The organism is Pseudomonas farris (genome assembly GCF_019145235.1).
Taxonomy (GTDB): domain Bacteria; phylum Pseudomonadota; class Gammaproteobacteria; order Pseudomonadales; family Pseudomonadaceae; genus Aquipseudomonas; species Aquipseudomonas farris.
Genome location: NZ_JAHSTV010000010.1, coordinates 60765 through 83565, shown reverse-complemented (window position 1 = coordinate 83565; position 22801 = coordinate 60765). Strand labels below are relative to the sequence as shown.

The window sequence follows — 22801 nt, the reverse complement described above, 5'->3', positions numbered from 1 at the left end:
CGTAACTACGCCTCCACCTATCTGGAGAGTCCCATGCCGCGCATGACCCTCGACCTGTCCGACGAGATCGACCAGGCCCTCAACGACATTTCTCGCCGTCGCGGCATCACCAAGGCCGAAGCGATGCGCAAGGCCTTCGCCCTGCTGGTCATCGCCGACAGTGAGGCGCGCAAGCCCGGCTTCTCGCTGGGCATCGTCCGCAAACGCGACGACCACACGCTGGAGGCCATGGGCCGCGTGGTGGGTCTCTGATGGACAAGCCCGACTATGGGCCTGGCCACGGTGTTCGCGGGGCGGGAGTGTCACTCAATGAAGGCGAGCGGCTACGCTTTGCCCGGCAGATGCTGCTGGGACTGATCTGCTTCGGGGTGTTCGTCGCCCGCGCGAAAGGCATGACCGAACTGGCCCTCGAACAGCTGTACCGCTCCTTCAGCGAGAAGGGCAACCCCACCCTGAAGACCATGCTGGCGGTGATGCGCGCCGTGGGCATCGACATGACCGTCCGCCTGCATGTGTGAGCCGGACCTACCTGAGAAGGAGACAACCCCGATGAAGCCCACGAAGCAGAAACCCCACTACACCTTGGACGAGCTGCTGGCCCGCTGCGACTGGAAGGTGGCGAGGTCGGCAGAAGAGACCGCATGGCTGGAAGCGCCGTCGGTAGGCCGCGAACTTGAAGCATGGGGGCCAGAAGGAGAACCGCATGTTGACCCAAGCCGAACTCGAAAAAATCCACGCTGACATTGTCCGGCTGCGGGCCAAGACCATGAAGCTTGTCGGTCCCGCGACCCGAACGCCGAACGTCGAAGCGCGGCAGTTCACCCGCGAGATCTTCTGGTATCCGCTCGCCTTCGCCATTGGCCTGTTCATCACCATGGCTGGTCTCACCGTGTGAGTGACCAAGCTGCTCAACTGAGCCCGACCTGCCCCGTGTCACTCACGTAGATACAACTGTAGATACGCAGTGATGTGGCGACGAATGCAAATGCCCCGGAGGGACCACTATGAAAAGCAATATCAAGAAGTGGGGCAACAGTCTGGCCCTACGTCTGCCGGCGTCCGTGCTCGGTGGCACCGTGTTCGAGCTTGACCTGGAGGTCGACGTGCGGGTTGAAGGCAACCGGATGATCATCGAACCGGTGCGCGAGCCCTTGGACCTGGCCACGCTGTTGGCCAAGGTAACCCCGGAGAACCGCCATGAAGCGGTTGACTGGGGGCCACCGGTTGGCAAGGAGGTCTGGTAATAGCTAAAGCGTCTATGTGCCCAACGCGGGCGACGTGGTGTGGTTCAGCCTGCAGGCTGGACATGAGCAAGCCGGCCACCGCCTTGCGGTGGTGCTGACTCCGGCGGGTACAACCGGGCGAGCGGCATGATGATCTGTGCGCCCATGACGACCCAGATCAAGGGCTATCCGTTCAAGGTGCCGATTGCCGGGGCCAAGCCCAGCGCGGTGCTGGCCGATAAAGTCAAAAGAGTCGACTGGGTAGCGCGCAAGGTACAGTACAAAGGCCAATTAACCGCCGCAGAACTGGAGCAAATCCAGCGCGTGGTTGCGGCGTTGATTGGCCGTCCTTAATCCACCCCTGCACCCACCCGACAAGGTAGCCCCACCTGAAAAGGAGCGACCCCCAGACGCTCCTAGTCCTTGAAGTGAACTATAAACTCGACGAAACCCTAGCCGCAGGACTGAAGTACGAACGAACTGCTGCCGGTGAAAAGCTGGCCGACGGTTTACGGCTGCCTGAAAGGAACCGACAGGAAGGGCTCAGCTGCTCCCGCAGGGCAGAGCCTTGCCCGCTACTTTTAGCTACCTTTCTTATATATATTAATATTTAATTATTATTTATTTATATGAGAAAGGAAGGCTAAAAAAGCGAAAGATTTCTAAGTGAGAATAACTCGTATCGAAAACCCTCAAAAATTAAGTCGCTAAGTCTTCGTGGTTGACTTAGTGACTTGTTTGTAAGGCAAAGTCTTCGCGGGTCTGTTTGCGGCTGTTTTAATAATTTCTAATACAATCAATGTCTTGAGGGTTTTTTCCGGTTATCGAATTTGAGAAAAGGTATTGCTATCAGCGCTACTCTAGCTACTCGTTTAAACAAACGAATAAATAGCAAGCAAATAATCACACAGGTAACCGATAAGTAGTCAGTACAAAAGCGTAAAATTTCAAAACTAGGTATCCGGTCGCATAGTCGATACCCATATTTTGTTGCCTCGCTTTCCGCGCGCTAGCCGCCATTGCGGCGTGGGTTGATTGGCCCTCATGTCGACGTGTGCAAACCGGTGCTTACTTCCACCGAATGCGCCCAACTATGCTGCGCTATCCGACCCTGGACACGCTCCAGACCTTTAAGGCCGTGTGGATGAGTTCCGTACCTCACTACGCACATTTTCTAGGGGGCATGGCTACATACGCTACAGTCAATCCAATGTCGATTGGAGTGCCGATCTGTGTAGGCCTATTTGGTGCTTGCCTAATCTTATCCAATGCCCGCTGCGCATCTAACACCCTGACAAGGATTGCACATGCAACTGACCCAAGCCCCAGCCCCCGGTGCGCGTGCACTGATCCGTGATGAAGAGTGGATCATCCAGAACACTGATCAATGCAGTCTTGGTGGTTGGCAACTGTCCTGCATTGGCGTGTCGGAAACCGTGCGTAATCGACATGCACTCGTTCTCACACAGCTTGAAGACATCACCCTAATCGATCCGGCGAAAACCGAATTGGTGTACGACGAATCGCCTACGTTTGTTGCTTCGAGATTGTTCATCGAGGCGCGGTTGCGACAGTCAGCATTGAAAAACGATGCGGTAGTCATCGGCCAGCACGGTGTGATGGATGCGCTGCCATTTCAGCTGCAGCCGGCCCATCAAGTCTTGCAGCAGTTGCGCCCCCGCTTGTTGATTGCTGACACCGTAGGTCTGGGTAAAACACTGGAAGCAGGTATTCTGACTGCCGAGCTCATGCGTAGAGGCAAGGCCAGACGTATCTTAGTGGTCACCACTAAGAGCATGATGCGTCAGTTTCAGCAGGAGTTCTGGAACCGCTTTACTATCCCGCTGACCCGGTTGGACTCCGCTGGTATTCAGCGTATTCGTCGCGATATCCCTGCTAATCACAACCCCTTCAACTATTACGACCGCACCATCATCTCGGTCGACACCCTAAAGCGCGATAGTGAATACCGGCACTATCTGGAAAGTGCCTGGTGGGATCTGATCATCATCGACGAAGCCCACAACGTCTCTTACAAGGGTAACCGTACCCAGAGCAACCGCCTGGCTGAACTGCTTTCGCAGCGATCTGATGCGCTGATTCTGCTCACGGCTACCCCGCACAACGGGAGGAAGGACAGCTTCGCCAGTCTCGTGCGCATGCTCGACCCTACAGTGCTGCCAGCGGGAGCCGACTACACCCGGTCTGATGTTGATCACCTGTTTGTGCGTCGTTTTAAGAAAGACGTTCGGGAGCAGATGAAGCAAGAGTTCCCCGAGCGTGATGTATTCCGCCTGGCCTGTCAGGCGAGTCAGTCAGAAAACCTTGCCTTCGATGCGTTGGCCGAACTCAAACTCAATAGCGATGGAACCGGCGCGCGTGATGGCGCCATGCTGTTCCGCACAGTGCTTGAGAAGGCGCTGTTCTCCTCGCCAGCGGCCTGCTTGCAAACCTTGAAGGAGCGTATACGCAAGCTTGAGGCTAAAGACGCTCATCACTTTGATCTTGAGGGGCTGCGTGATCTGCAAGACTTGGTACAAGCCATTAGTCCGGACAAGTTCAGCAAGCTGCAGTACCTTATCAGTCAGCTCAAACAAGGTCAGCATTGGCGATGGGATGGCAAAGAACCCAGCGACCGCCTAGTGATTTTCACCGAACGTGTGGAGACCTTGAAATTCCTCCAGAAGGAATTGCCTAGAGCTCTGGGACTCAAAGATGATGCCATTGCCGTTTTGCATGGTCAGTTGCCCGACCAGGATATCCAGCAAACTGTCGAAGATTTCGGTAAAACCCATTCACCTCTGCGCTTGCTGATCGCCTCGGATGTGGCTTCCGAAGGTCTCAACCTACATTACCAGGCTCACCGCCTTATTCACTTCGACATTTCCTGGTCGCTGATGGTCTTCCAGCAACGAAATGGTCGGGTGGATCGCTATGGTCAGATCCATGCACCGAAGATTGGCTATCTGCTCACCCTGCCGCGCAATGAGCACATTCGTGGTGATTTGCGCTATTTAGAAATCCTGATTGATAAGGACGAGCAAGCTGCGAAAAACATCGGTGACCCATCAGCCTTCATGGGGCTTTATGACGAGGAACTGGAAGCGGTTGAAGTAGCCAAAGCAATTGAAGGCAACAGAACCGCTGAGGAATTCGCCGCGCTACTGGCTGGAGACGATATCGACCCCTTCGAAGCTCTATGGGGCTCCAACGCACCAGACAGTGCAACCATCAGCACGCACATCAGCACGGCCGCAGTGAACGCTCCCACGGCTGAGCTCCCCAGCTTGTTTAGCGATAGCTACTGCTACCTGCGTGATGCGTTGCGTCTACTGGCGCAGCAGTCACCGTGCGAGCATTCACCGGCCACCGCTAACGACGCTCGCAAGACGCTAATCTTTCAACCCAGCCGAGATCTGGCGCAGGTACTCAAGCGTGATCTGGCCACGGAAATGTGGCCAGAAGACAACACCTTTGCACTGAGTGCCGATAAAGCGGTGGTCGAAGAAGCCATTAAACACGCCCGCGACACCAACGCCTGGCCGCAACTGCACTATCTGTGGTCGCTGCATCCCATTGCCATGTGGCTGGATTACAAGCTGATGGCCCTGTTTGGTCGCCAGCGCGCACCCTTACTGCGGGTCGGCCAGGGACTTGGGGTCGGTGATGCGATCGTGCTTGTGCTCGCCCAGATACCCAATCGCCGCGGTCAGGCTGTGTTGGCCGAATGGCTAGGGGTGCAGCTCAATGCTGCTGGTCAGGTACAGGGGGTGCTTAGCCTAGCGGACACCTTGCAGCGAACCGGACTTGGCAATGATCAGCAAGCTCGAGCCAACGATGGCCAGCAACCGGATAGCCGCGCCCTGCAAGCGGCATTGCCTGCGGTGATTCAGGCGGCCGAGCGCCATATCAAACCGATCAAGCAGACCTTTGATGCAGACTGCCGTCAGCGCCTGGAGCAGGAGTTAGCCAAGTTGAAAACTCTGCAGGACAAACACCTGCATCAGCTGGCGCTGGACTTCAGTCAGGGCATCGAGCAGGTCATGGCCGCCAAGCGCAAACAGAAAGAAAGCGACACGGCAGACTTGTTCAACAACTACCAGCAATGGATACACGACACCCTGCAACTGGACGACCGCGCCCAGTTCACTGTTGTTGCCGCTCTGATGGCGTAAGGAAGGAATAACACCATGAGCTTCGCCATCACCGGCCTCACCAATGCCAACGAGTTCTACAGCCAGCACTATCTGGATGAGATTCTCGAAAAAGACCTCAAGCCGCTGTTTGACCAGTGGAAAGAACAGGGCGCGCAAAGCCCAGTCGCTCGTCTGCGCACTGCCGCGGGGGCTAATGGTTACTTTCGCACCCGTGAGCGCTTTCTGAATGAGCGCAAAGCCAGCGAGCGCGCCAGCCTGTTTATTGATCTGGTGCAGCCTCTGCTCGCTGCCTTGGGGTATGAGCTAGCGCCGCAGAACCTGACGTTGGCCGAAGGCGAATTGCCGGTGCTCGCGGTGTATCGCGATGCCAAACACCAGCCGCTGTTGGTCATTGCGGCAGTTATTGCCAATGCGGAAGACGACGACAGCAGCCCGCTGCAATTGCTTGCGCCAGCGGCCAGTGAGCAAGGCAAAGGTAAATATGCCCACAGCGACTGGGAAGAAACCCTCAGCAAGCGCCTGTTTGCCGACGACCACCCGCCACGCTGGGTGTTGTTGCTGCACCATGAAGAGTGGCTGCTGATCGAACGCAGAAAATGGGGGCGTAAGGCACTGCTGCGCTTCAACCTGCCGGAGCTGTTCGGCCCGCGTGATGACAAGCAGTTCCGCGCTATGGCCGCGCTGCTGGGCAGCCAGTCGGTGCTGCCGGTGGAAGGCGGCGTGGCGCTGCTCGACAGCCTGGACGACAGCTCGCACAAGCATGCCTTTGAGGTATCCACTGATCTCAAATACGCTCTGCGTGAATGCATCGAGCTGATTGCCAACGAGGCCATCTGGTACAAACGCACGGTTGCCAAGGAGAAGGTGTTCGAGCGTAACGACACCGACCTGGCTGAACAGCTCAGCCGTGAAAGCCTGCGCTACATGTACCGTCTGCTTTTTATGTTTTATATCGAGGCGCGGCCCGAGCTGGGCTATGCGCCCATCGATGCCGAAGCCTACCTCAAGGGTTACAGTATCGAGCACCTGCGCGAGCTGGAACAAACCGCGCTGACCACCAGCGAAGCCCAAGAAGGCTTTTATTTTCACGACAGCCTCAAGCAGCTGTTTGGCCTGATCTGGCAAGGCTATCCGCGCCGGGATGCCACGGCGAGTCAGCTCGACCTGAGTGGCAGCCATGACGGCTTGCTCGACAACGGCTTCACCATTGCGCCGCTGCAAGGTCACCTGTTTGACCCGGCACGCACACCGCTTCTGGGTAGCGTCAAACTGCGTAACTCTGTGCTGCAGAAAGTCATCGAGCTAATGTCATTGTCCCGTGGTGGTGGCAAGAGCCGTCGTGGGCGTATCAGCTATGGCACCCTCGGTATCAACCAGCTGGGTGCTGTGTACGAATCGTTGCTGTCCTTCCGTGGCTTCTTCGCCGAAGAAGATCTCTACGAGGTACGCCCTGACCCCAAGGGTAAGAAGGCAAGTACGGGCGACGAGAGTGAAGAGGACGAGTCGAGCGAGAGCGATACGGACAGCGAGGAAGGCCTCGATACCCCCAGCGCTGCCGAGAAGAAAAAAGACGCCGAGGTCAACCCGCTGGATGCGGCGTATTTTGTACCTGCCAGTAGCATCAGCCAGTACACCGACGCCGAACGCCTGCTTGGCGGCAATACCAAGATCCACCCCAAAGGCAGCTTTATCTATCGCCTGGCCGGTCGCGCCCGCGAAAAGTCCGCCAGCTATTACACGCCGGAAGTGCTGACCAAATGCCTGGTCGAGCATGCGCTAAAGGAGATTCTTCCCGGCAAGTCGGCGGATGAAATTCTGCAACTCACTGTGTGCGAGCCCGCCATGGGCAGCGCAGCATTCTTGAACGAAGCCGTCAGCCAGTTGGCTGAAGCCTACCTGCAAGCCAAGCAAAAAGAGCTGGGCCAGACCATCCCGCATGAAAGCTACTCCGAAGAAAAACAGCGCGTGAAAATGTACATTGCCGACAGCAACGTGTTCGGCGTGGACTTGAACCCGGTGGCAGTGGAGCTGGCTGAGGTCTCTCTGTGGCTCAACGCCATTTTCAAAGGCAGCCATGTGCCCTGGTTTGGCTTGCAGCTGTACAACGGCAACTCGCTGGTGGGCGCGCGACGCGAAGTCTTCAGCACCGCTCAGCTCAGCCCTGGCAAGGGCGAAAATGGCCAGCCCGAACGCGACTGGCGCGCCGCTGCCCCGCGTGCGCTGTCCATGCATCAAACCTCCGCGAGCACGGATGTCTTCCACTTTCTGCTACCCGCCGAAGGCATGGGGATGGTCAGCGAAAAAGTGGTCAAGGCGTTAGAGCCAGCCGCCTTCGAGCAGTTCAAACAATGGCGCAAGGCCTTTACCGCGCCGCTGAGCCGGGATGAGATCAAACGGGTGCAGGCGCTGAGTGCCGCTGGCGAACAACTCTGGCAGCAACATGCTCAGGAGCTTGCCCGCGTGCGCAAGGCCACCTGCGATGAACTACACGTATGGCCCGATGCTGCTGCCAACCGCGCACCGACTTCCACTGCGCAGAAAGACGCTACCTACCAGCGTGAAATGCTCAGCGAGTCGCAGAAAAACGCCAGCCCCTACCGCCGCCTGAGGCTGGTGATGGATTGCTGGTGTGCCCTGTGGTTTTGGCCTCTTGACAAGGCCGCGGATCTGCCCAGCCGCGAACACTGGTGGTTTGCGCTGGAAACCGTGCTGCTGGGTAATGCCAGCTTGAGCGCTACCGTGGGCAATGACCTGTTCCCGGAAACCCAGATGCAGCCGGGGCTGGACTTCGCCCCCGAGCGTGACCGCTACGGTAATGTCGACATTGCCGCCCTGATCGCCGCTCTGCCGCAATTGCAAGTGGCCCAGGTCGTGGCCGCGCAGCAGCACTTTATGCACTGGGCGCTAGAATTTGCCGATATCTTCAAGGCCCGTGGTGGTTTTGATGTGATCCTGGGTAATCCGCCGTGGATCAAGGTCGAGTGGAACGAGCAGGCTCTGCTATCTGACTTTGACCCGCGCTTTGCCATTCGCAAGCTAAGTGCTTCAGATACTGCCAAGCAGCGCGAGGCGGTGTTTGCCGCGCTACCGCTTGCTAGGGCTGACTACCTGGCTGAATGTGTGGCCACTGAGGGGATGGGACAGTTCTTGAACGCCACGCAGAACTACCCGCTGCTCAAGGGACAGCAGAGCAATCTGTACAAATGCTTTTTGCCGCTGGTGTGGCAGGTAGGCAGCGGCGTGCAGGCGCTGCTACATCCGGAAGGCGTATACGACGACCCAAAGGGCGGTTCATTGCGTAAGGTGCTCTACTCCCGCTTGCGGGCGCACTATCAGTTCATCAACGAGCATAAACTCTTTTCTGAAGTGCATAACCTCACCCACTTCAGCATCAATATATATGGTGCCGCCGGGACCTCGCTCAGTTTCAAGACATTGGCCAATCTATTTCACCCGTCCACCGTCAATGCATGTCTGGAACACTCCGGCGGGGGTATAACTCCCGGCCTAAAACGCGACGAGGGCGGTTGGAATACCGCCGGCCATGCCAGCCGAGTTCTAGAAGTAAACACCGATTTACTTACCACCTTTGGCCAACTCTATGACGCCGCCGGCACCCCGCCTGCGCAGGCGCGCCTGCCGGCAGTACACAGCCGCGAGTTGGTGTCGGTGCTTGACAAATTCGCCCGAGTGCCGCGCCGCTTAGGCGATTTGCAGGGCGATTACTTCACGTTGGAGATGTGGCACGAAACCGGCGCACAGAAAGAAGGCACCATTCGCCGCCGCAGTACCACTGAGCAGGGCTTTGCCCCATCGCCTGCCGAGTTTGTGCTGTCCGGCCCGCACTTTTATGTCGGCAGCCCGTTGAACAAAACTCCACGCGCAGTGTGTGACACCAATAAAGCCTACGATCAGCTCGACCTCGACCACCTGCCAGACGATTACCTGCCGCGTAGCAACTACCTACCTGCCTGCGACGCTCGCACCTACGCCGACCGCGCGCCGCGCGTGAATTGGGTGGAGGAGGGGGAAAGCGAGGCCAGGGCAGTGACGGGATATTACCGGCATGTGAACCGGGAGATGATCAGCTCCTCAGCAGAGCGATCATTGATCCCTGCATTGCTCACTCCCGGCATGGGGCATGTGCATACATGCATAAGCACGGCATTTCGACACACACAGCAACTGCTGGACTTCCATGCCTTGTCCCTGAGCGTACCACTAGACTTCTTCATGAAGTCCACGGGGGCAGGGCACGCCAATCATGCCTACCTGAGCCGGCTCCCCGTTTACATGCCAAACGCGAAATTTCGAGAGCATCTGCATGCACGAGCCATCACTTTGGCAGCGCTCACCACCCACTATGCCGATCTCTGGGCCGAGTGCTGGCAACCCGCCTTCGCCCAGGATCGTTGGGCCAGCACCGACCCGCGTTTGCCCGCAGACTTCTTCGCTGCGCTGATGCCTGAGTGGCAGCGTAACTGCGCCCTGCGCAGTGACTATGCCCGCCGCCAGGCACTGGTGGAAATCGACGTACTGGCCGCTCAGGCGCTGGACCTGACGCTGGACGAACTGCTGACCATCTACCGCGTGCAGTTCCCGGTGATGCGCCAGTACGAGCGCGACACCTGGTATGACAGCAAGGGCCGCATCGTCTTCACCGCCAGCAAAGGCCTGGTTGGCGTCGGTCTGCCGCGTAAGGCCGGCAGACGCGATGGCGAATGCACGCTCATCACCCCCGATGGCCGCCGCCAAACCCGTCGTCTTGGCTGGGAAGATGTGCAGCCCAAGGACGGCCAACCGCAAGTCCCCGATGGCACCGTGATCGAACGCCCCATCCTGGACGACACCCTGCCCGGTGGCCCGGTGCAGCGCACCATCCAGTGCGTCGCCCCTTTCAGCCTGGCCGACCGCGAATCTGACTATTGTGTGGCCTGGGCGCATTTCGAATCGAAGCTGTCACATGACTGAGGAATGTTCAATGGGCAATGCCAAGGTAGAGGGCGCCATGCAAAGCCATAACTGCACTATCAAAGGCCCGATTGCCGTTGAGCTGCGAAGAATCGAAGAAGATTGCATCCACTCAGGTAAAGCGCAGTTTAATGCCGCAGACCGATGGTCTCGTTACCACTACTGGTTAGGGATTCCTTCGGTTGGGCTGAGCGCTGTGGCTGGTGCTGCCTTTATGAAAGAGTATGGTCAAGTAGAAGCTGTTGATGTGCTGTGGAATTTCCAGCCTATGCTCGCAGAGGTCAACAATTACAAACGAGCACGTCACCCTAAAGAGTTTTTTCAAAGTCAGGACGGCAGCAGTAAGTATTGGCCTTCCTATGACTCCATTCCCGAACCTAAAGACCCACTTTGGAACGATCATCTAGCATTTGTTGCTTCAAGAAAGCAGCAGATGCTGGCTTCATTGGAAAGTCTGTATGGACTGACGGTCGTTCCCTCAGATGATGGGGAGGGTTGACCATGCAGCCATTGATTGTTTCCCAGCAAGTCACCCAAGGCGTTGCGGATTTTCTCCGCACGGCTTTCCCCTCCACCACGTCTGGCTTTGAAGGGCTGTTGGAACGCTTTCTGGCCGAGCGGGACAATATATTTAAAGGTCCATATCTGACGGTACCTTTGCCATTTAGAAAACAGGGAAACTCAGGTAACCCTCCTTTTGCGTGGCTGCCGTCTAGCTTTGTTCCGCACGCGCATCAAGCCAAAGCGTTTGCTCGACTGGCAGGTGATGCGGCTCAGTCCACTTTGGTGGCCACTGGCACGGGTTCTGGTAAGACGGAGTGCTTCCTCTATCCGATTCTGGAGCATTGCCGTATGGCCCGCGCAGAGGGACGGCGTGGCATCAAGGCCATTATCCTTTACCCGATGAATGCTCTAGCTAGCGACCAAGCTGGCCGTGTTGCAAAGCAAATTGTTGACGCTGCAGGACTTACAGGTATTCGTGCTGGTTTGTATGTGGGGGATGCACCTGCAGTCGAGTCACAGACGGTGACGAGGCTGGAGGACGGCAGCTATTCCGTCATCACCGATCGAGAGGCATTGCGAGAAAATCCGCCGGATATTCTGCTGACCAACTACAAAATGTTGGATTTTCTGCTGATTCGCGCTGCTGATGCACCCCTGTGGGTGCAGCAACAGCCTGATACGCTGCGCTATCTGGTGGTAGATGAACTGCATACTTTCAATGGTGCGCAGGGCACGGATCTAGCTTGTTTGATTCGTCGCCTGAAAGGCCGACTCAATGCGCCACCAGGGCAACTGGTATGTGTGGGCACCTCGGCTACGTTGGGCGACGATGGCGTGAGCGACTTGCTGGCATTTGCCGGTGATGTATTTGGTGAGACGATGGATGCTGGCGCGGTAATCGGCGAAGACCGTGAGTCGGTAGGCGATTACCTGGCTGAGGCTGTGGTGGAGTTTACCCAAAGCCCGCAGCCCGGCGACGTTACAGCCCTGGCACCTGAGCAATATGACGATTTGTATACCTACTTGGCTGCACAAGGACCACTTTGGTTTGGTCATTCGTGTTCGGCGGAGCAGGCGCAAGACTTTGACTGGCGCTGCACGCTGGGCGAGCGCCTGAAATGCCACTTTGCATTCCAGAACCTGTTGCGTGATTTGGAGCGTCTTAGCCCTAAATCTGTTTTGCTGGATGACCTGCTGATTCTGCTCAAACGGCGCTTACCGGCCTGCGAGGATGAGCGCTTTGCGCTGTTGTGGTTGTCCAGTTTGCTGGCGTTGGTGGCCCATGCGCGCAAGCCGGGGCATCAGGACTTCTTCTTGCAGGTTAAGGTAGAAATCTGGCTGCGCGAGCTGCGCCGCATGGTGGCGATGCTAGATGCCGAGCCGTTACTTAAACATCATGATGATTTGCGTAAGGCCGATCTGACTCGGGTGTATTTGCCGGTGATCCATTGTCGCGAATGTCACGCCACAGGGTGGGGGGCCGCGCAACAAAAAATCAGTCCGAACCAACTCAGCCATGACTTGCAGGGTTTTTACAGCGCGTTCTTCTCTGAGGACGTGTCCACGCGCTTTGTCTTCCCCGCTAGTGCAGGTGCGGATCAAAAGATTTTCGAACGCAAGCAGGTGTGCCCCGCCTGCGGCACTTTGCATCAAGCCTCACAAACTGAGTGCTCACACTGCGAAGATCAGGCCCTACTGGCGGTGGATATCGCCAGCAACTTGCGTGAAAGCTCGCGCAATGGCGCGAAGTTCAGCAAGTCGCATCACGATTGTCCTTACTGCGCTGGCTATAAAACACTGACTATTGTGGGTTCGCAGGCGGCTAGCTTGGCGGCGGCGATGGTGGGGCAGTTATTTGCAACGCGCTTCAATCTGGACAAGAAACTTATTGCCTTCTCCGACTCTGTGCAGGACGCTGCCCACCGCGCAGGTTTTCTTGCCGCGCGCACTTGGCGTTTGAACTTGCGCCCGGCGCTGGCACAGGTGATTTCTGAAACGATCGCACAAGGCCAGCCTCTAACGCTGGCTGATTTGCCGGCGGCCTTTGAGCAGCGTTGGCGTGACGCGTTGGGTGACGGCCACTATGTGGCCAACTTTCTTCCGCCACAGATGCAATGGCTGCGTGATTACGAAACTCTGATGGGTGAGGGCGCGCTGCCCGAAAACAGTAATTTGCTGCATGAACTGGCGAAGTTGTTGCCTTGGGTGATGAATGCAGAGTTTGGCCAAGATGCTCATATAGGGCGTACGCTTGTCGCCACCGGTACGGCTAGTGTGGTGCCGGAGAGCGGCGCGCTGGAAGAGGCCGCGCATTGGTTGTTACCGCGCTTGCGAGAGACGCTTGAGCCAGTGGCAGGTACGCAATCGGAAGAAGCGGTGGTGTTCCTGCGCGGGCTGATGGAAACCATGCAACGCCTGGGAGCCTGGCGGGACCCAGCTTTGGCGTTCTATGCTCGTGTTGGTAGCAGCCCCTGGGTTTACAAAAAGAGCCCAAGCCAGTTCAAGTTGCTCACCGGCCCGCGGCCACCGCGTTTTGTGACTCTGCCCGAGTTCAAACGTTGTGCCAGCATTACTGGCAGCCATATCCGCTTGTTCCGTGCCTGGGCGTTCAAGGCCTTGCCGGCTTTGCACGATTTGGCGATCGGCGCGGACGCGCTGATTTTTCCTTTGTATCGACTTGCGCTTGAAGCGCTGAGTCAGGCTGGCCTGGCTGGCTTCGAAGAGGCCGATGATCACCCTGATATGCGGGTGTGGGGGCTGGAGCCTAAGGCTTTCCGTGTCACCTTGGGCGGTTGTAGTTGGCGCTGCGAGAGTTGCCACAGCATGACGCTGTCAGGTCCAGAAGATGATTTTTCTGGCCAGCCCTGCCGTCGTGTGGATTGTCAGGGTCAGCTGCAGCCAGTTGCTTTGCCCGGCGACTTCTACCGCAAGCTCTATTTACATGCCGATATCCAGCGCGTAGTTGCCCACGAGCACACTGGTTTGTTGCCACGTGAAACTCGCGAGGCAGTGGAGCGTAATTTCAAATCGAAGAGTGACCGCCCTGGCGGCATCAATGTGCTCTCAGCCACTCCGACTCTGGAGATGGGCATCGATATTGGCGATCTGTCCAGCGTGTTGCAATGCTCGGTACCGCCGCAGCAAGCCAACTACATTCAGCGTGCCGGTCGAGCAGGGCGAAGCACGGGTAACGCTCTGCTTATGAGCATGGCGACCAGCAAACCGCATGATCTGTATTTCTGGGATGACCCGAAAACCATGATCGCAGGCGCTGTGCAGGCACCTGGAGTTTTCCTTAACGCCTCTGCGGTGCTTGAGCGTCAGCTCACCGCTTTTACCCTTGATTGCTGGGTACATGAAAACGGACGTGCCGCGCAGATCCCCTCAGAAGTTCGCGGGGTGTTCAGCGCGATCAATAATCAGACCAGCAGCAAGTTTCCTTATCCATGGTTGTTTTATGTGGAGCAGAACCAAGCGTCGCTGCTTGAGCGTTTTCTGCGCCTGTTCAACCAAGGCACTCAGAACCCTCTGAGCGAGGGTACTCGTGAGTGGCTAGCAAATTTCATCCAGGGCAGTAGCGATGAAAGCAGTCCGTTGGCCTACAAAATCGTCAACCGTTTACAGGGCATTGCTAGTGATGTTGATAGCATCAAGCGCAAGCGTGAAGCAGCAGCTAAGGAGATCGATAAGCTGCAGGCACTGACCGTGCGCGGTGAGGAGCAGGAGGCCGAATTGACTCGACTTCTACAGGATCGTACGGCGTTATCGCGGCTGATCGGTTCCATCGAGGGCAAGGCTACGCTCAATGTGCTGACGGATGAAGGATTGTTGCCCAACTATGCCTTTCCGGAGCAAGGTGTACTGCTGCGCTCGATAATTGTCCGTGATCCCAAGCCAGGCACTACAGCGCCCGATCCGCAGACCTTTGAGTATGAGCGTCCTGGCTCAACGGCCATCACAGAGCTTGCGCCGAACAACACCTTTTATGCCGAAGGCCGGCGGGTGGTGATCAATCAGGTCGATGTGTCAAAGATCAAGCCGGAGCACTGGCGCTTCTGTAGGCAGTGCTCCTATACCGAGCCCCTGTCGTCAGGTGATCAGCACCCGAACTGCCCTCGCTGTGGCGATACGCTGTGGCGCGACAGTGGTCGGGTGCACGAGATGTTGCGTTTGACCACGGTGTTTGCCCGAACGCTGGATCGCGACAGCCGTATTGCTGACGATTCAGATGAGCGCCAGCGTGGCTTTTATGTACGGCAGGCGCTAGTGGATAGCCCACCAGATGCGGTGCGTCAAGCTTTTGTGATCGACGAACAAACGTTTCCTTTCGGCTTTGAGTTTCTCGACCGTGTGACCTTCCGTGAGGTGAACTTTGGTGAACAGTCGGCGGAAGGTGCGCCGATGGAAATAGGCGGTAAGGAGCTTAATCGCCCAGGTTTCAGCATTTGTCCGGAGTGCGGCACCTTGCAACGAAAGCGCAAGGCCGAGGAGTTTTATCGTAACCATTCGTCCTGGTGCTCGAAGCGTAAGACTCCGGAAGCGAGCACGCAGCAATGTGTGTTTCTCTATCGAGAGTTCACCAGTGAGGGTATTCGTCTGTTCTTGCCCGAGGTGGGCTTTGCTGACACCAATGAGGCCCTGCTGAGCTTTGTGTCGGCTCTGGAATTGGGATTGGTGCGGCGTTTCAGGGGGGCGGTGGACCACCTGCGTATCGCCCTGGATATGCGTATGGCTGCGGGCTCCGATACGCCGCGCTGTTATTTGGTGATCTACGACAGCGTGCCGGGCGGCACTGGCTACCTCAAAGAACTGATGCGCGCACCTGAGCCATTGCTGGAAGTGTTCGATATTGCGTTGCAGGCCCTCAATAGCTGTGTCTGCAACCAGAATGCGGACACTGATGGCTGTTATCGCTGTGTGTATCGCTATCACAACAGCCACGATCGTAAGTCCATCTCGCGGCGTACTGCGCAGAAACTGTTGGGCGAGGTGATGCAGCACAAGGGGGCGCTGAAGCCTGTTACCCATTTGGCTGATTCCCAGCCGGTTAACCAGTTACTGGACAGCATGCTGGAGAAGCGGTTTGTCGAGGCACTGCGCCGAGAGCATCAGGGTGAGAGATTTAAGCTGACCGAGCTTTTGTTCAAGGGCAAGGCGGGCTACCAGATACAGGCTGGTTCGCGTCGCTGGCGGATGGAGTTGCAGGTTAGTCTGGGAACCAGCGATGGTGTGCTGGTTCCGTGCAAGCCGGACTTCGTGTTCTGGCCGGACGATACCGCCGACGACCTGCCCGTGGTGGTTTTTGTTGATGGCTGGCAGTACCACAAGGACATCATTGCTACCGATCTCGCCAAACGTATGGCGGTGGCAAAGTGCGGGAAGTTCTCGGTATGGACCCTGACCTGGGATGACGTCGAATGCGCCTTGCAAAACCAGGTATTGGCTACGCCATCGCCTTGGCAAATGTTGCTTAATGATGATCCGCAGCAGGTAGTGAGAAAACTCTGCACGGCACAGGGCATCGCCACACTTTCCAACTTCAAATCGCTGCCGTCCTTTACTCAGCTGCATCAGCGTTTAGCACATGGGCAGCACCAAGCGCTTGGCAAATTGGCCATCTCCCTGGCTGCGGGAATGCTAATGCCTCCGGGAGATACCTCCGGGCTACAAGCCTTGCGCGAAGGGGCCTTCTGGCAGCGCCTGGATGAACTGGGTCTGCTGCCGGATCTGCATCAGCATAGGTTGAGCCTGCGTCAGCTCGGTACAGCCTGGACGCTGGCTATTGCCATGCACCCGGAGCAGCTGAAGCAAGTGATGACGGGCAATGGCTCGGCGGACTCGGAGCCTGTGCTGGTCGGTGAGTGGAGAGAAGTCGGCTTGCCGGAAAGCGAGCTCCAGTTACGCTGGCAGCAGCTTTGGCAAGCACTCAACCTATTATTGCCGCTGCGTCAGGTTTGGGTTGGCAACGCTGAAATGCCTGGGTTATCTGCGCTGCAGGATTGTTCTGCGCTCAAAGCGAAATCTGGGGGGCTGTCTGAAGCTTGGCAGGAAGCGCTGGATCTGGCTGCTCAGGATTTACAACTTTGGGGCTTGGTTCTGGCTGGTTTGGGCGTGACCGCACCGGAAGTGGGCTATGAGTTAATGGATGAAAAAGGCCGCGTAATAGCTGAAGCTGAATTGGCTTGGCCAGATGCTCGTACCGCCGTACTACTGCCTGATACAGGAGCAGAGGCTGCGCTTTTTGCTGGCCAAGGTTGGCATTCTTTCACTGTTGACGGCAGCGAATTGCCTGATGAGCTGAGAACCCTTTTGATGGAGACACTGGCATGACGCTGGCACTGAAGATTGCAATGTCTGATGACTTTCTGAAGTCGTTTTCGGCAGTTCCCCACTCTCACCAGCAGGCGGTACTGACCTTCATTGCAAAGTTTCGTCAGAACCCTATGGCGACCGGCATCAATTATGAGCGCATTCATGATGCCGCCGATCCGAATATGCGTTCGGTGCGGATTAACGACAATATGCGCGGCATTGTGCTTAAACCTGATGTGGGCAACGTGTATTGCCTGTTGTGGGTAGACCAGCACGACGATGCCTACCAGTGGGCTCGTCACCATCGAGTCGCGATCCATCCAGATGTAGGCAGCATTCAGGTTTATGCAGTGCAGGAGTTAGCTGACACGACGGCATCTGACGCACCGGTTGAGGTGCGTTCTGCGGGCCTGTTCGATACCCTCAAAGACCGTGAAATCCGCCGTCTGGGTGTGCCCGATGACCGGCTTGGAGCGGTGCGTGCCGTGACTAATGAAGATGAACTTGAGGCACTGGAAACGCAGTTGCCCGATGAGGCATTTGAGGCGTTGTATCTATTTGCTGCTGGCGAGCTTTTCGACAAGATCATCAGTGATCAAGCCGCGCCGCAGTCGGTCGACCCTGCAGACTTCGGGGCTGCGCTGGAGCGCGACAGTTCGCGTCGTCATTTCGTAGTACTGACTGATGACAGCGATCTGGAGGCCTTACTAGCTGCACCTCTAGAGCGCTGGAGGGTGTTCCTGCATCCCAGCCAGCGCAAGTTGGTGGAGCGCGACTGGAATGGTCCGGTGAAGGTGACCGGTGGTGCAGGTACAGGTAAAACCGTTGTGGCCATGCATCGCGCCGCAAGACTTGCACGACAATACTCGGGCTTGCCGGGTCGTCCCGTGTTGTTTACCACCTTCACCAAAACGCTGGCTGAGGACATCCGCCAGCATTTGGCGCTGCTGTGCACACCGCAGGAGCTGGAGAAAATTCAGGTGGTGAACCTGGATCAGTGGGCTTCCAGCCTTCTGCGTCGTTTTGGCTACCCACATAATCTGTTGTACAACGAAGGCGACCGTCGCCGTTTCTGGCAAGCAGCTCTGTCGGCGATGCCGACATCGGTTGATCTCAGCTTGCAGTTCATGCGTGCGGAATATGAGCGAGTGGTGCTTCCTCAAGCTTGCGAAACTGCTGAGGACTATATGCGTGCCAGTCGAGTAGGACGCGGCGGTCAGCTTGGTCGTGCGATGCGTAAGTCTATCTGGCCGGTGTTTGCCGAATACCGCGCCCAACTGCAAGCTGCCAACTTGCGCGAGCCTGAAGAAGCCTTCCGTGAGGCCTGTCAGTTGCTCAGGAAGGAGCAGCCTGCACTGGGCATTCGTTCCATGGTGGTGGACGAAGCTCAGGACATCAGCAACGCAGGCTTCGAACTTATTCGTACGGCAGTAGAAGTAGCCGAAAACGACCTGTTTATCGTTGGCGACGCTCACCAGCGTATCTACCGGCACAAAGTCGTACTCAGCCGGGTGGGTATCGAGGTTCGCGGCCGCAGCCGTAACCTGAAGGTGAATTACCGAACCACCGACGAAATCCGCCAATGGGCCTGCGCTCAGCTCGAAGGATGTGCTGTCGATGACCTAGACGGCAACGCGGAATCTCTGCGCGGTTACCGTTCTCTTACTCATGGTGATGTGCCGGATATCATCGAGTCGTCCTCCGTACAAGAAGATATGCCGCATATACAGGCGATCCTGAAACAATTGCAGGACGATGGCATGGAGCCTCGACAGATTTGCATCACTGCGCGTACCAATGATGATCTGGACAGTATTGCTCGGACCTTACAGCAAGCCGGTATTGTCCACCTGAAACTGGACAATTCAACCTCTGACGATTCGGCACTACCGGGTGTTCGCCTAGCCACTATGCACCGCATCAAGGGGCTCGAGTTCAGCGTAGTGATTGTTGCCGCCTATAAGGGGGCGACTAGTTACGCCGAGCAGTTCAGTCGCGATGAAGATGCTGGCGTGACGGAAGATACGGAAACTTCCGAGCATTGTTTGCTGCACGTTGCGGCAACACGGGCGAAACGCAATCTGTTTCTCTTGGTTCGCCCTGCATCTGTTTGAGTAGCGCATGAAGGGGGCAGAATGTGCCTGCGAAGCACTCCTACACAGTGGTGGGCCATATGCTCAGCGGGATGAAGGCGTTTGCAGTGCCAAGCTTTGTTGCGATTGAACGCGAATCCATTAATGCACGAGATTGGCGTTGAGCCCATGGATCTGGGCAACCCCAGCGATTGACGCATCTGGCTGGGCGCATTCCTGGATGATTTGGGCTTTGAAAGTCTTGGTACAGGAGCGTCGTTTTGGCTGCATAAAGGATCCGCTTAAATAGGTCAGAGATGGTGTCCACTAAAAAATAGTGTCCACCATGTCGGGGCTTAGCGGGGGTGAAAAGATGGGTTCACCGTTCCCTTACCGACCTCTATCGAAGACATGAAGATTTTCCGCAGAATTAGGGCGATTCACTCCAGCATGAAAATCAGGAAGAATGTGTCAACCGGCTCATGACCAAACTTTTCCTTGCACGGGTACAGCCCACATACAACCGATTCCTGAAAATCGGCTGAGCAAGATCGTAACGCTCAATCATCGGCAGCAGTACGACATCGAACTCCAAGCCCTTCACATGCAGCACAGAGGTAAAATGCACGAGGTACTTTTTGGCAAGATTTATATGCTCTGACATGCTCATTTTACGGAAGCTGCCTTCAAGTCTTTGCTCGCAATAGTTGTGCAACTCAAACGCCAACGCTTGGTCGGGTAAAACGACCGCAACTGTCAGATCTTCCGAGATATTAGAGATAATGTCACAGAGGTAAGCGAATTCTTGCTCGCGATCCGCAAAGCTCTGCAGAGAGTACGCACTTGTGTTGCTGACTTGATCATGCAGCAGATAGGTATCCAGCATCTGAAGGTCAGCATGCGTGCCCGTTTCGAAAAGCTTGCGCAGTAAAGCGCTAAAGTCCGCCAGCTCAGGCTGGCTCTTCTGCCGCAGGTTCTCGTCCAGACGGACAAACTCAGGGCGCAAACCTCCCGGGAAGCAGTCTGTGATGTGCAATTGCTCGTTGCGCAACAGTTGCTGCGAGCGGTCGCCTACAACAGTGATTGCGTGGTACTCGGGGTCAGCTTGAGAGGTCATCAGATAGATCTGTTGCTCAGTGAAATCCTGCACCTCGTCGACAAACACACTCTGGTAGTAGCTAGACGAAAGTAGCCCCGAGGGAAGGGAACCCTTTTCCGATTTAAAGGCAATATCGTGAGCAATACACAGTAGCAAATCAATATCGGCGTCACACAGCCGGTATGTCTGCAAGCGTTCAAGCACTTGTTGTGCCACTACTTGGTCAGGAAAAAGTAATCTCTCGTCTTCAAGCGCCTTGGCATAGAAATAGGCAAAGTTTTTCAGCGGTTTGACCAGTTTTTCTCGTGCCAGGCTCGAGAACATCTTGGCTGATGATTCAGTACCTTCAGCCGCTATCCTGCCTAGTCCCCTTTTGATCCTGATTCTCTTAAGGCCACCCTTGTTAAGGAACAGGAGAGGAACACTGTGTCCCAGTCTCATGAACAGCTCATTGGCGGGCATGAAGAATGCGAGCATTACATCCGTCAAGGCCGGAATTTTGACTCTTACAGGTTCTTTCTGATCAGCACATTGCAAGGCTTCGGCAAGATCAATACCCTGCCGAGCAGTATCAAAGAACTCGTATCCAGAGCTGGAGACACAAAGCTTCACTCCTTCCCCAAGCCCTGAGTCAGTTGGCACTTGATAGAGAACCAGCACCGTGTTCGGGTCTAGGAAGAAATCAACCTCCTGCTCGATCAGCCCCTTGGCCAATTCCGGCTGACCAGTGCCATAAACCAGCTTGCCGCCCAGTTGGATGGTAAGGACATCAGTACCCAAGATGCGTGATTCAACCTTCTGAATTAGCTCCTGCAACCTGACAACCAGCCCACTCAATACGCCGCGAGCAACCACAGGGTTCTCGATCGCCCTGCTCAACTCCTCGACTCGCAGAGACAGCAACTCAATTGCAGCGGTGAGAAGACTGAGCTGATTGGCAGGAAGATCCTTCGTAATGGAAGAACTCAGTAGTGAAACCTGAGCTCTCAAGTCGCGGGCAATCACCTGCGCAACAGCGAAACTTGCAGCGTCAAGCCATTGCAAGGTCGAGGTCAGTGGATGGTTGTCCTCACTGCTGTGTTTGAATCTTTTGACGGGACCGCCGGAGCTTTCCAGCTTGCGATGGTTTCGCAACCGCGAGCGCAATTCGTGGTATTCCATCACCGGCAGGTTAGCCATACCCAAACGACTACAGGTTTCCTTCAGATACAGGATCAGTTCAGCCGTTCTGACAAAGCCGACGCAGCCCTCCTGAGAGAACTTTCCGGCAAAGCGTCCTTCCCAGTAGTCGAATTCATCGCCAAGGATTTGCCTAAACATCTCACTGTCTGAAACCACGTTGGAGTTGAAGTCACACAGCATCTTAGTGCGACCCAGCGCCGCCGAGGTCTTACCGGAACCGGCAACCCCCTCTACCCACATCGGGCCCACGGGCGATCGGGAAATGATCTTGTCCTGTGCCCAGGTACGGTTGAGGAAGAAGTCTTCGTCCAGACCTATATATTCGGAAAACTCCTCGGGTTCGCCATCCATATCGAGGTCGGAATGAGTGATGATGCCTTCAATCGCCGCATCATCTTCATCGTCGAGAATTTCAAGGATCAATGCAGGCTGTAGTGGTTCCCGGGGCTGCTCGGCTTCCACCCCTGACGCAACTAGTGCGGTTTCGCCCAAGCTTGGCGGAGCAGGTTCAACAGAGGACAGATTTACTCCAGAAAGTTCTGTCTTTGCGTCCGATTCAACTACAGATTCCGGCCTAGGAGCCAACAGCTTCGCGACCAAAGCTCGCAAATTCTCAACGGTGCTCGCGCCCTTGTCATTTTCGACGAGCATTGCCCTGAAGTTTCTAACCTGCTTGTCCAGCTCTTCGAAGTCGTGCCGACGGAACCGACGAACCTCATTAACGCGGTAATCACCCCAGCGTATGGAATACCCCTGATAGCCCAGACTGACTACTGAGCACAAACGTCCAATTGGTGAGTGCGGCGTTGCATATCCCGAATTTTTTTTCGGATAAGTCAGCGAATCCATACCTAACCGATAGGTGTCTTTTTGACCGTTTTCCTGAACGATACATACCGTCTTGCCATAAGCTTCGCGCCGCAAGCTGCGATACTCGAGGCAGCCTTCTCGAATCATCCGTTCGACGTAATCCATCAGGCAGTCCAGTATTTCCAGTTCTTCGTTGGCCACAGCCGTCAGATATGCATCACTGAGCTTCTTCTGCATGGTGTTCACTCACTTTCAAAGTCACTTACGAATACATACCATCCGCACGAGCTTGTTCCATGATCGATGCTCACCGTGAAAGGATAGCTAAAGTGGGGGAAGAAACGAGCCGAAACGCACTTGTCCCCACGACGGTCTTGCATCGCTTTTTGTGCAGTTCCGTATGGTGGTGCAATCATGGTTTCGAGCTACGCCGGCTGCTGGGACCTGCCGTTGCACGATCTACAAGCGTTT

Annotated in this window: 11 protein-coding genes and 1 pseudogene; 10 read left to right on the top strand and 2 right to left on the bottom strand. The window is 56.1% G+C overall.

The window, feature by feature from the left end; all coding sequences use genetic code 11:
- Positions 1-33: 33 nt before the first annotated feature.
- The 10 genes and pseudogenes from KVG95_RS20910 (at position 34) to KVG95_RS20865 (ending at position 19281) form a co-directional block, all read left to right on the top strand.
- On the top strand, positions 34-252 hold the full coding sequence (locus KVG95_RS20910; protein WP_217857770.1) for a ribbon-helix-helix domain-containing protein: 219 nt from the start codon (positions 34-36) through the stop codon (positions 250-252).
- Positions 252-518 (top strand): helix-turn-helix domain-containing transcriptional regulator, encoded by a 267-nt coding sequence (locus KVG95_RS29855; RefSeq protein WP_225923242.1) that lies wholly within the window; start codon positions 252-254, stop codon positions 516-518. The genes KVG95_RS20910 and KVG95_RS29855 overlap by 1 nt, the downstream gene beginning before the upstream one ends.
- A gap of 185 nt (positions 519-703) precedes the next feature.
- Positions 704-895, top strand: a complete 192-nt coding sequence (locus KVG95_RS20900) for a hypothetical protein (protein ID WP_367616783.1) — start codon at positions 704-706, stop codon at positions 893-895.
- A gap of 109 nt (positions 896-1004) precedes the next feature.
- Positions 1005-1244: an AbrB/MazE/SpoVT family DNA-binding domain-containing protein gene (locus KVG95_RS20895; RefSeq protein WP_217857769.1), complete on the top strand. Its 240-nt coding sequence runs from the start codon at positions 1005-1007 to the stop codon at positions 1242-1244.
- Positions 1245-1364: 120 nt separating this feature from the next.
- Positions 1365-1577: pseudogene (locus KVG95_RS20890) on the top strand (type II toxin-antitoxin system PemK/MazF family toxin); the annotation flags it as partial.
- Between the two features lie 953 nt (positions 1578-2530).
- Positions 2531-5398: a DEAD/DEAH box helicase gene (locus KVG95_RS20885; RefSeq protein WP_217857950.1), complete on the top strand. Its 2868-nt coding sequence runs from the start codon at positions 2531-2533 to the stop codon at positions 5396-5398.
- A gap of 15 nt (positions 5399-5413) precedes the next feature.
- On the top strand, positions 5414-10351 hold the full coding sequence (locus KVG95_RS20880; RefSeq protein WP_217857768.1) for an Eco57I restriction-modification methylase domain-containing protein: 4938 nt from the start codon (positions 5414-5416) through the stop codon (positions 10349-10351).
- Between the two features lie 10 nt (positions 10352-10361).
- A complete protein-coding gene (locus tag KVG95_RS20875) occupies positions 10362-10850 on the top strand; it encodes a hypothetical protein (RefSeq protein WP_217857767.1) in 489 nt (162 codons plus the stop codon).
- A gap of 2 nt (positions 10851-10852) precedes the next feature.
- Entirely contained in the window at positions 10853-17185 is a 6333-nt protein-coding gene (locus tag KVG95_RS20870) for a DEAD/DEAH box helicase (protein WP_217857766.1), read from the top strand.
- Positions 17182-19281, top strand: coding sequence for a UvrD-helicase domain-containing protein (locus KVG95_RS20865; protein WP_217857765.1), 2100 nt, complete (start codon positions 17182-17184; stop codon positions 19279-19281). Before KVG95_RS20870 ends, KVG95_RS20865 begins: the two co-directional genes overlap by 4 nt.
- 120 nt (positions 19282-19401) lie before the next feature.
- Here KVG95_RS20865 and KVG95_RS20860 read toward each other — a convergent pair whose 3' ends face one another.
- Together KVG95_RS20860 and KVG95_RS20855 are read right to left on the bottom strand one after the other, a co-directional pair.
- Entirely contained in the window at positions 19402-19530 is a 129-nt protein-coding gene (locus KVG95_RS20860; RefSeq protein WP_217857764.1) for a helix-turn-helix domain-containing protein, read from the bottom strand.
- 166 nt (positions 19531-19696) lie between these two features.
- Positions 19697-22567, bottom strand: a complete 2871-nt coding sequence (locus KVG95_RS20855) for an ATP-binding domain-containing protein (RefSeq protein ID WP_217857763.1) — start codon at positions 22565-22567, stop codon at positions 19697-19699.
- Positions 22568-22801 lie beyond the last annotated feature (234 nt).

Bases quoted from the DNA above. Each gene is read 5' to 3' on its own strand.
- KVG95_RS20910 (WP_217857770.1), top strand. From the start codon at position 34: ATGCCGCGCATGACCCTCGACCTGTCCGACGAGATCGACCAGGCCCTC.
- KVG95_RS29855 (WP_225923242.1), top strand. From the start codon at position 252: ATGGACAAGCCCGACTATGGGCCTGGCCACGGTGTTCGCGGGGCGGGA.
- KVG95_RS20900 (WP_367616783.1), top strand. From the start codon at position 704: ATGTTGACCCAAGCCGAACTCGAAAAAATCCACGCTGACATTGTCCGG.
- KVG95_RS20895 (WP_217857769.1), top strand. From the start codon at position 1,005: ATGAAAAGCAATATCAAGAAGTGGGGCAACAGTCTGGCCCTACGTCTG.
- KVG95_RS20885 (WP_217857950.1), top strand. From the start codon at position 2,531: ATGCAACTGACCCAAGCCCCAGCCCCCGGTGCGCGTGCACTGATCCGT.
- KVG95_RS20880 (WP_217857768.1), top strand. From the start codon at position 5,414: ATGAGCTTCGCCATCACCGGCCTCACCAATGCCAACGAGTTCTACAGC.
- KVG95_RS20875 (WP_217857767.1), top strand. From the start codon at position 10,362: ATGGGCAATGCCAAGGTAGAGGGCGCCATGCAAAGCCATAACTGCACT.
- KVG95_RS20870 (WP_217857766.1), top strand. From the start codon at position 10,853: ATGCAGCCATTGATTGTTTCCCAGCAAGTCACCCAAGGCGTTGCGGAT.
- KVG95_RS20865 (WP_217857765.1), top strand. From the start codon at position 17,182: ATGACGCTGGCACTGAAGATTGCAATGTCTGATGACTTTCTGAAGTCG.
- KVG95_RS20860 (WP_217857764.1), bottom strand. From the start codon at position 19,530: ATGCAGCCAAAACGACGCTCCTGTACCAAGACTTTCAAAGCCCAAATC.
- KVG95_RS20855 (WP_217857763.1), bottom strand. From the start codon at position 22,567: ATGCAGAAGAAGCTCAGTGATGCATATCTGACGGCTGTGGCCAACGAA.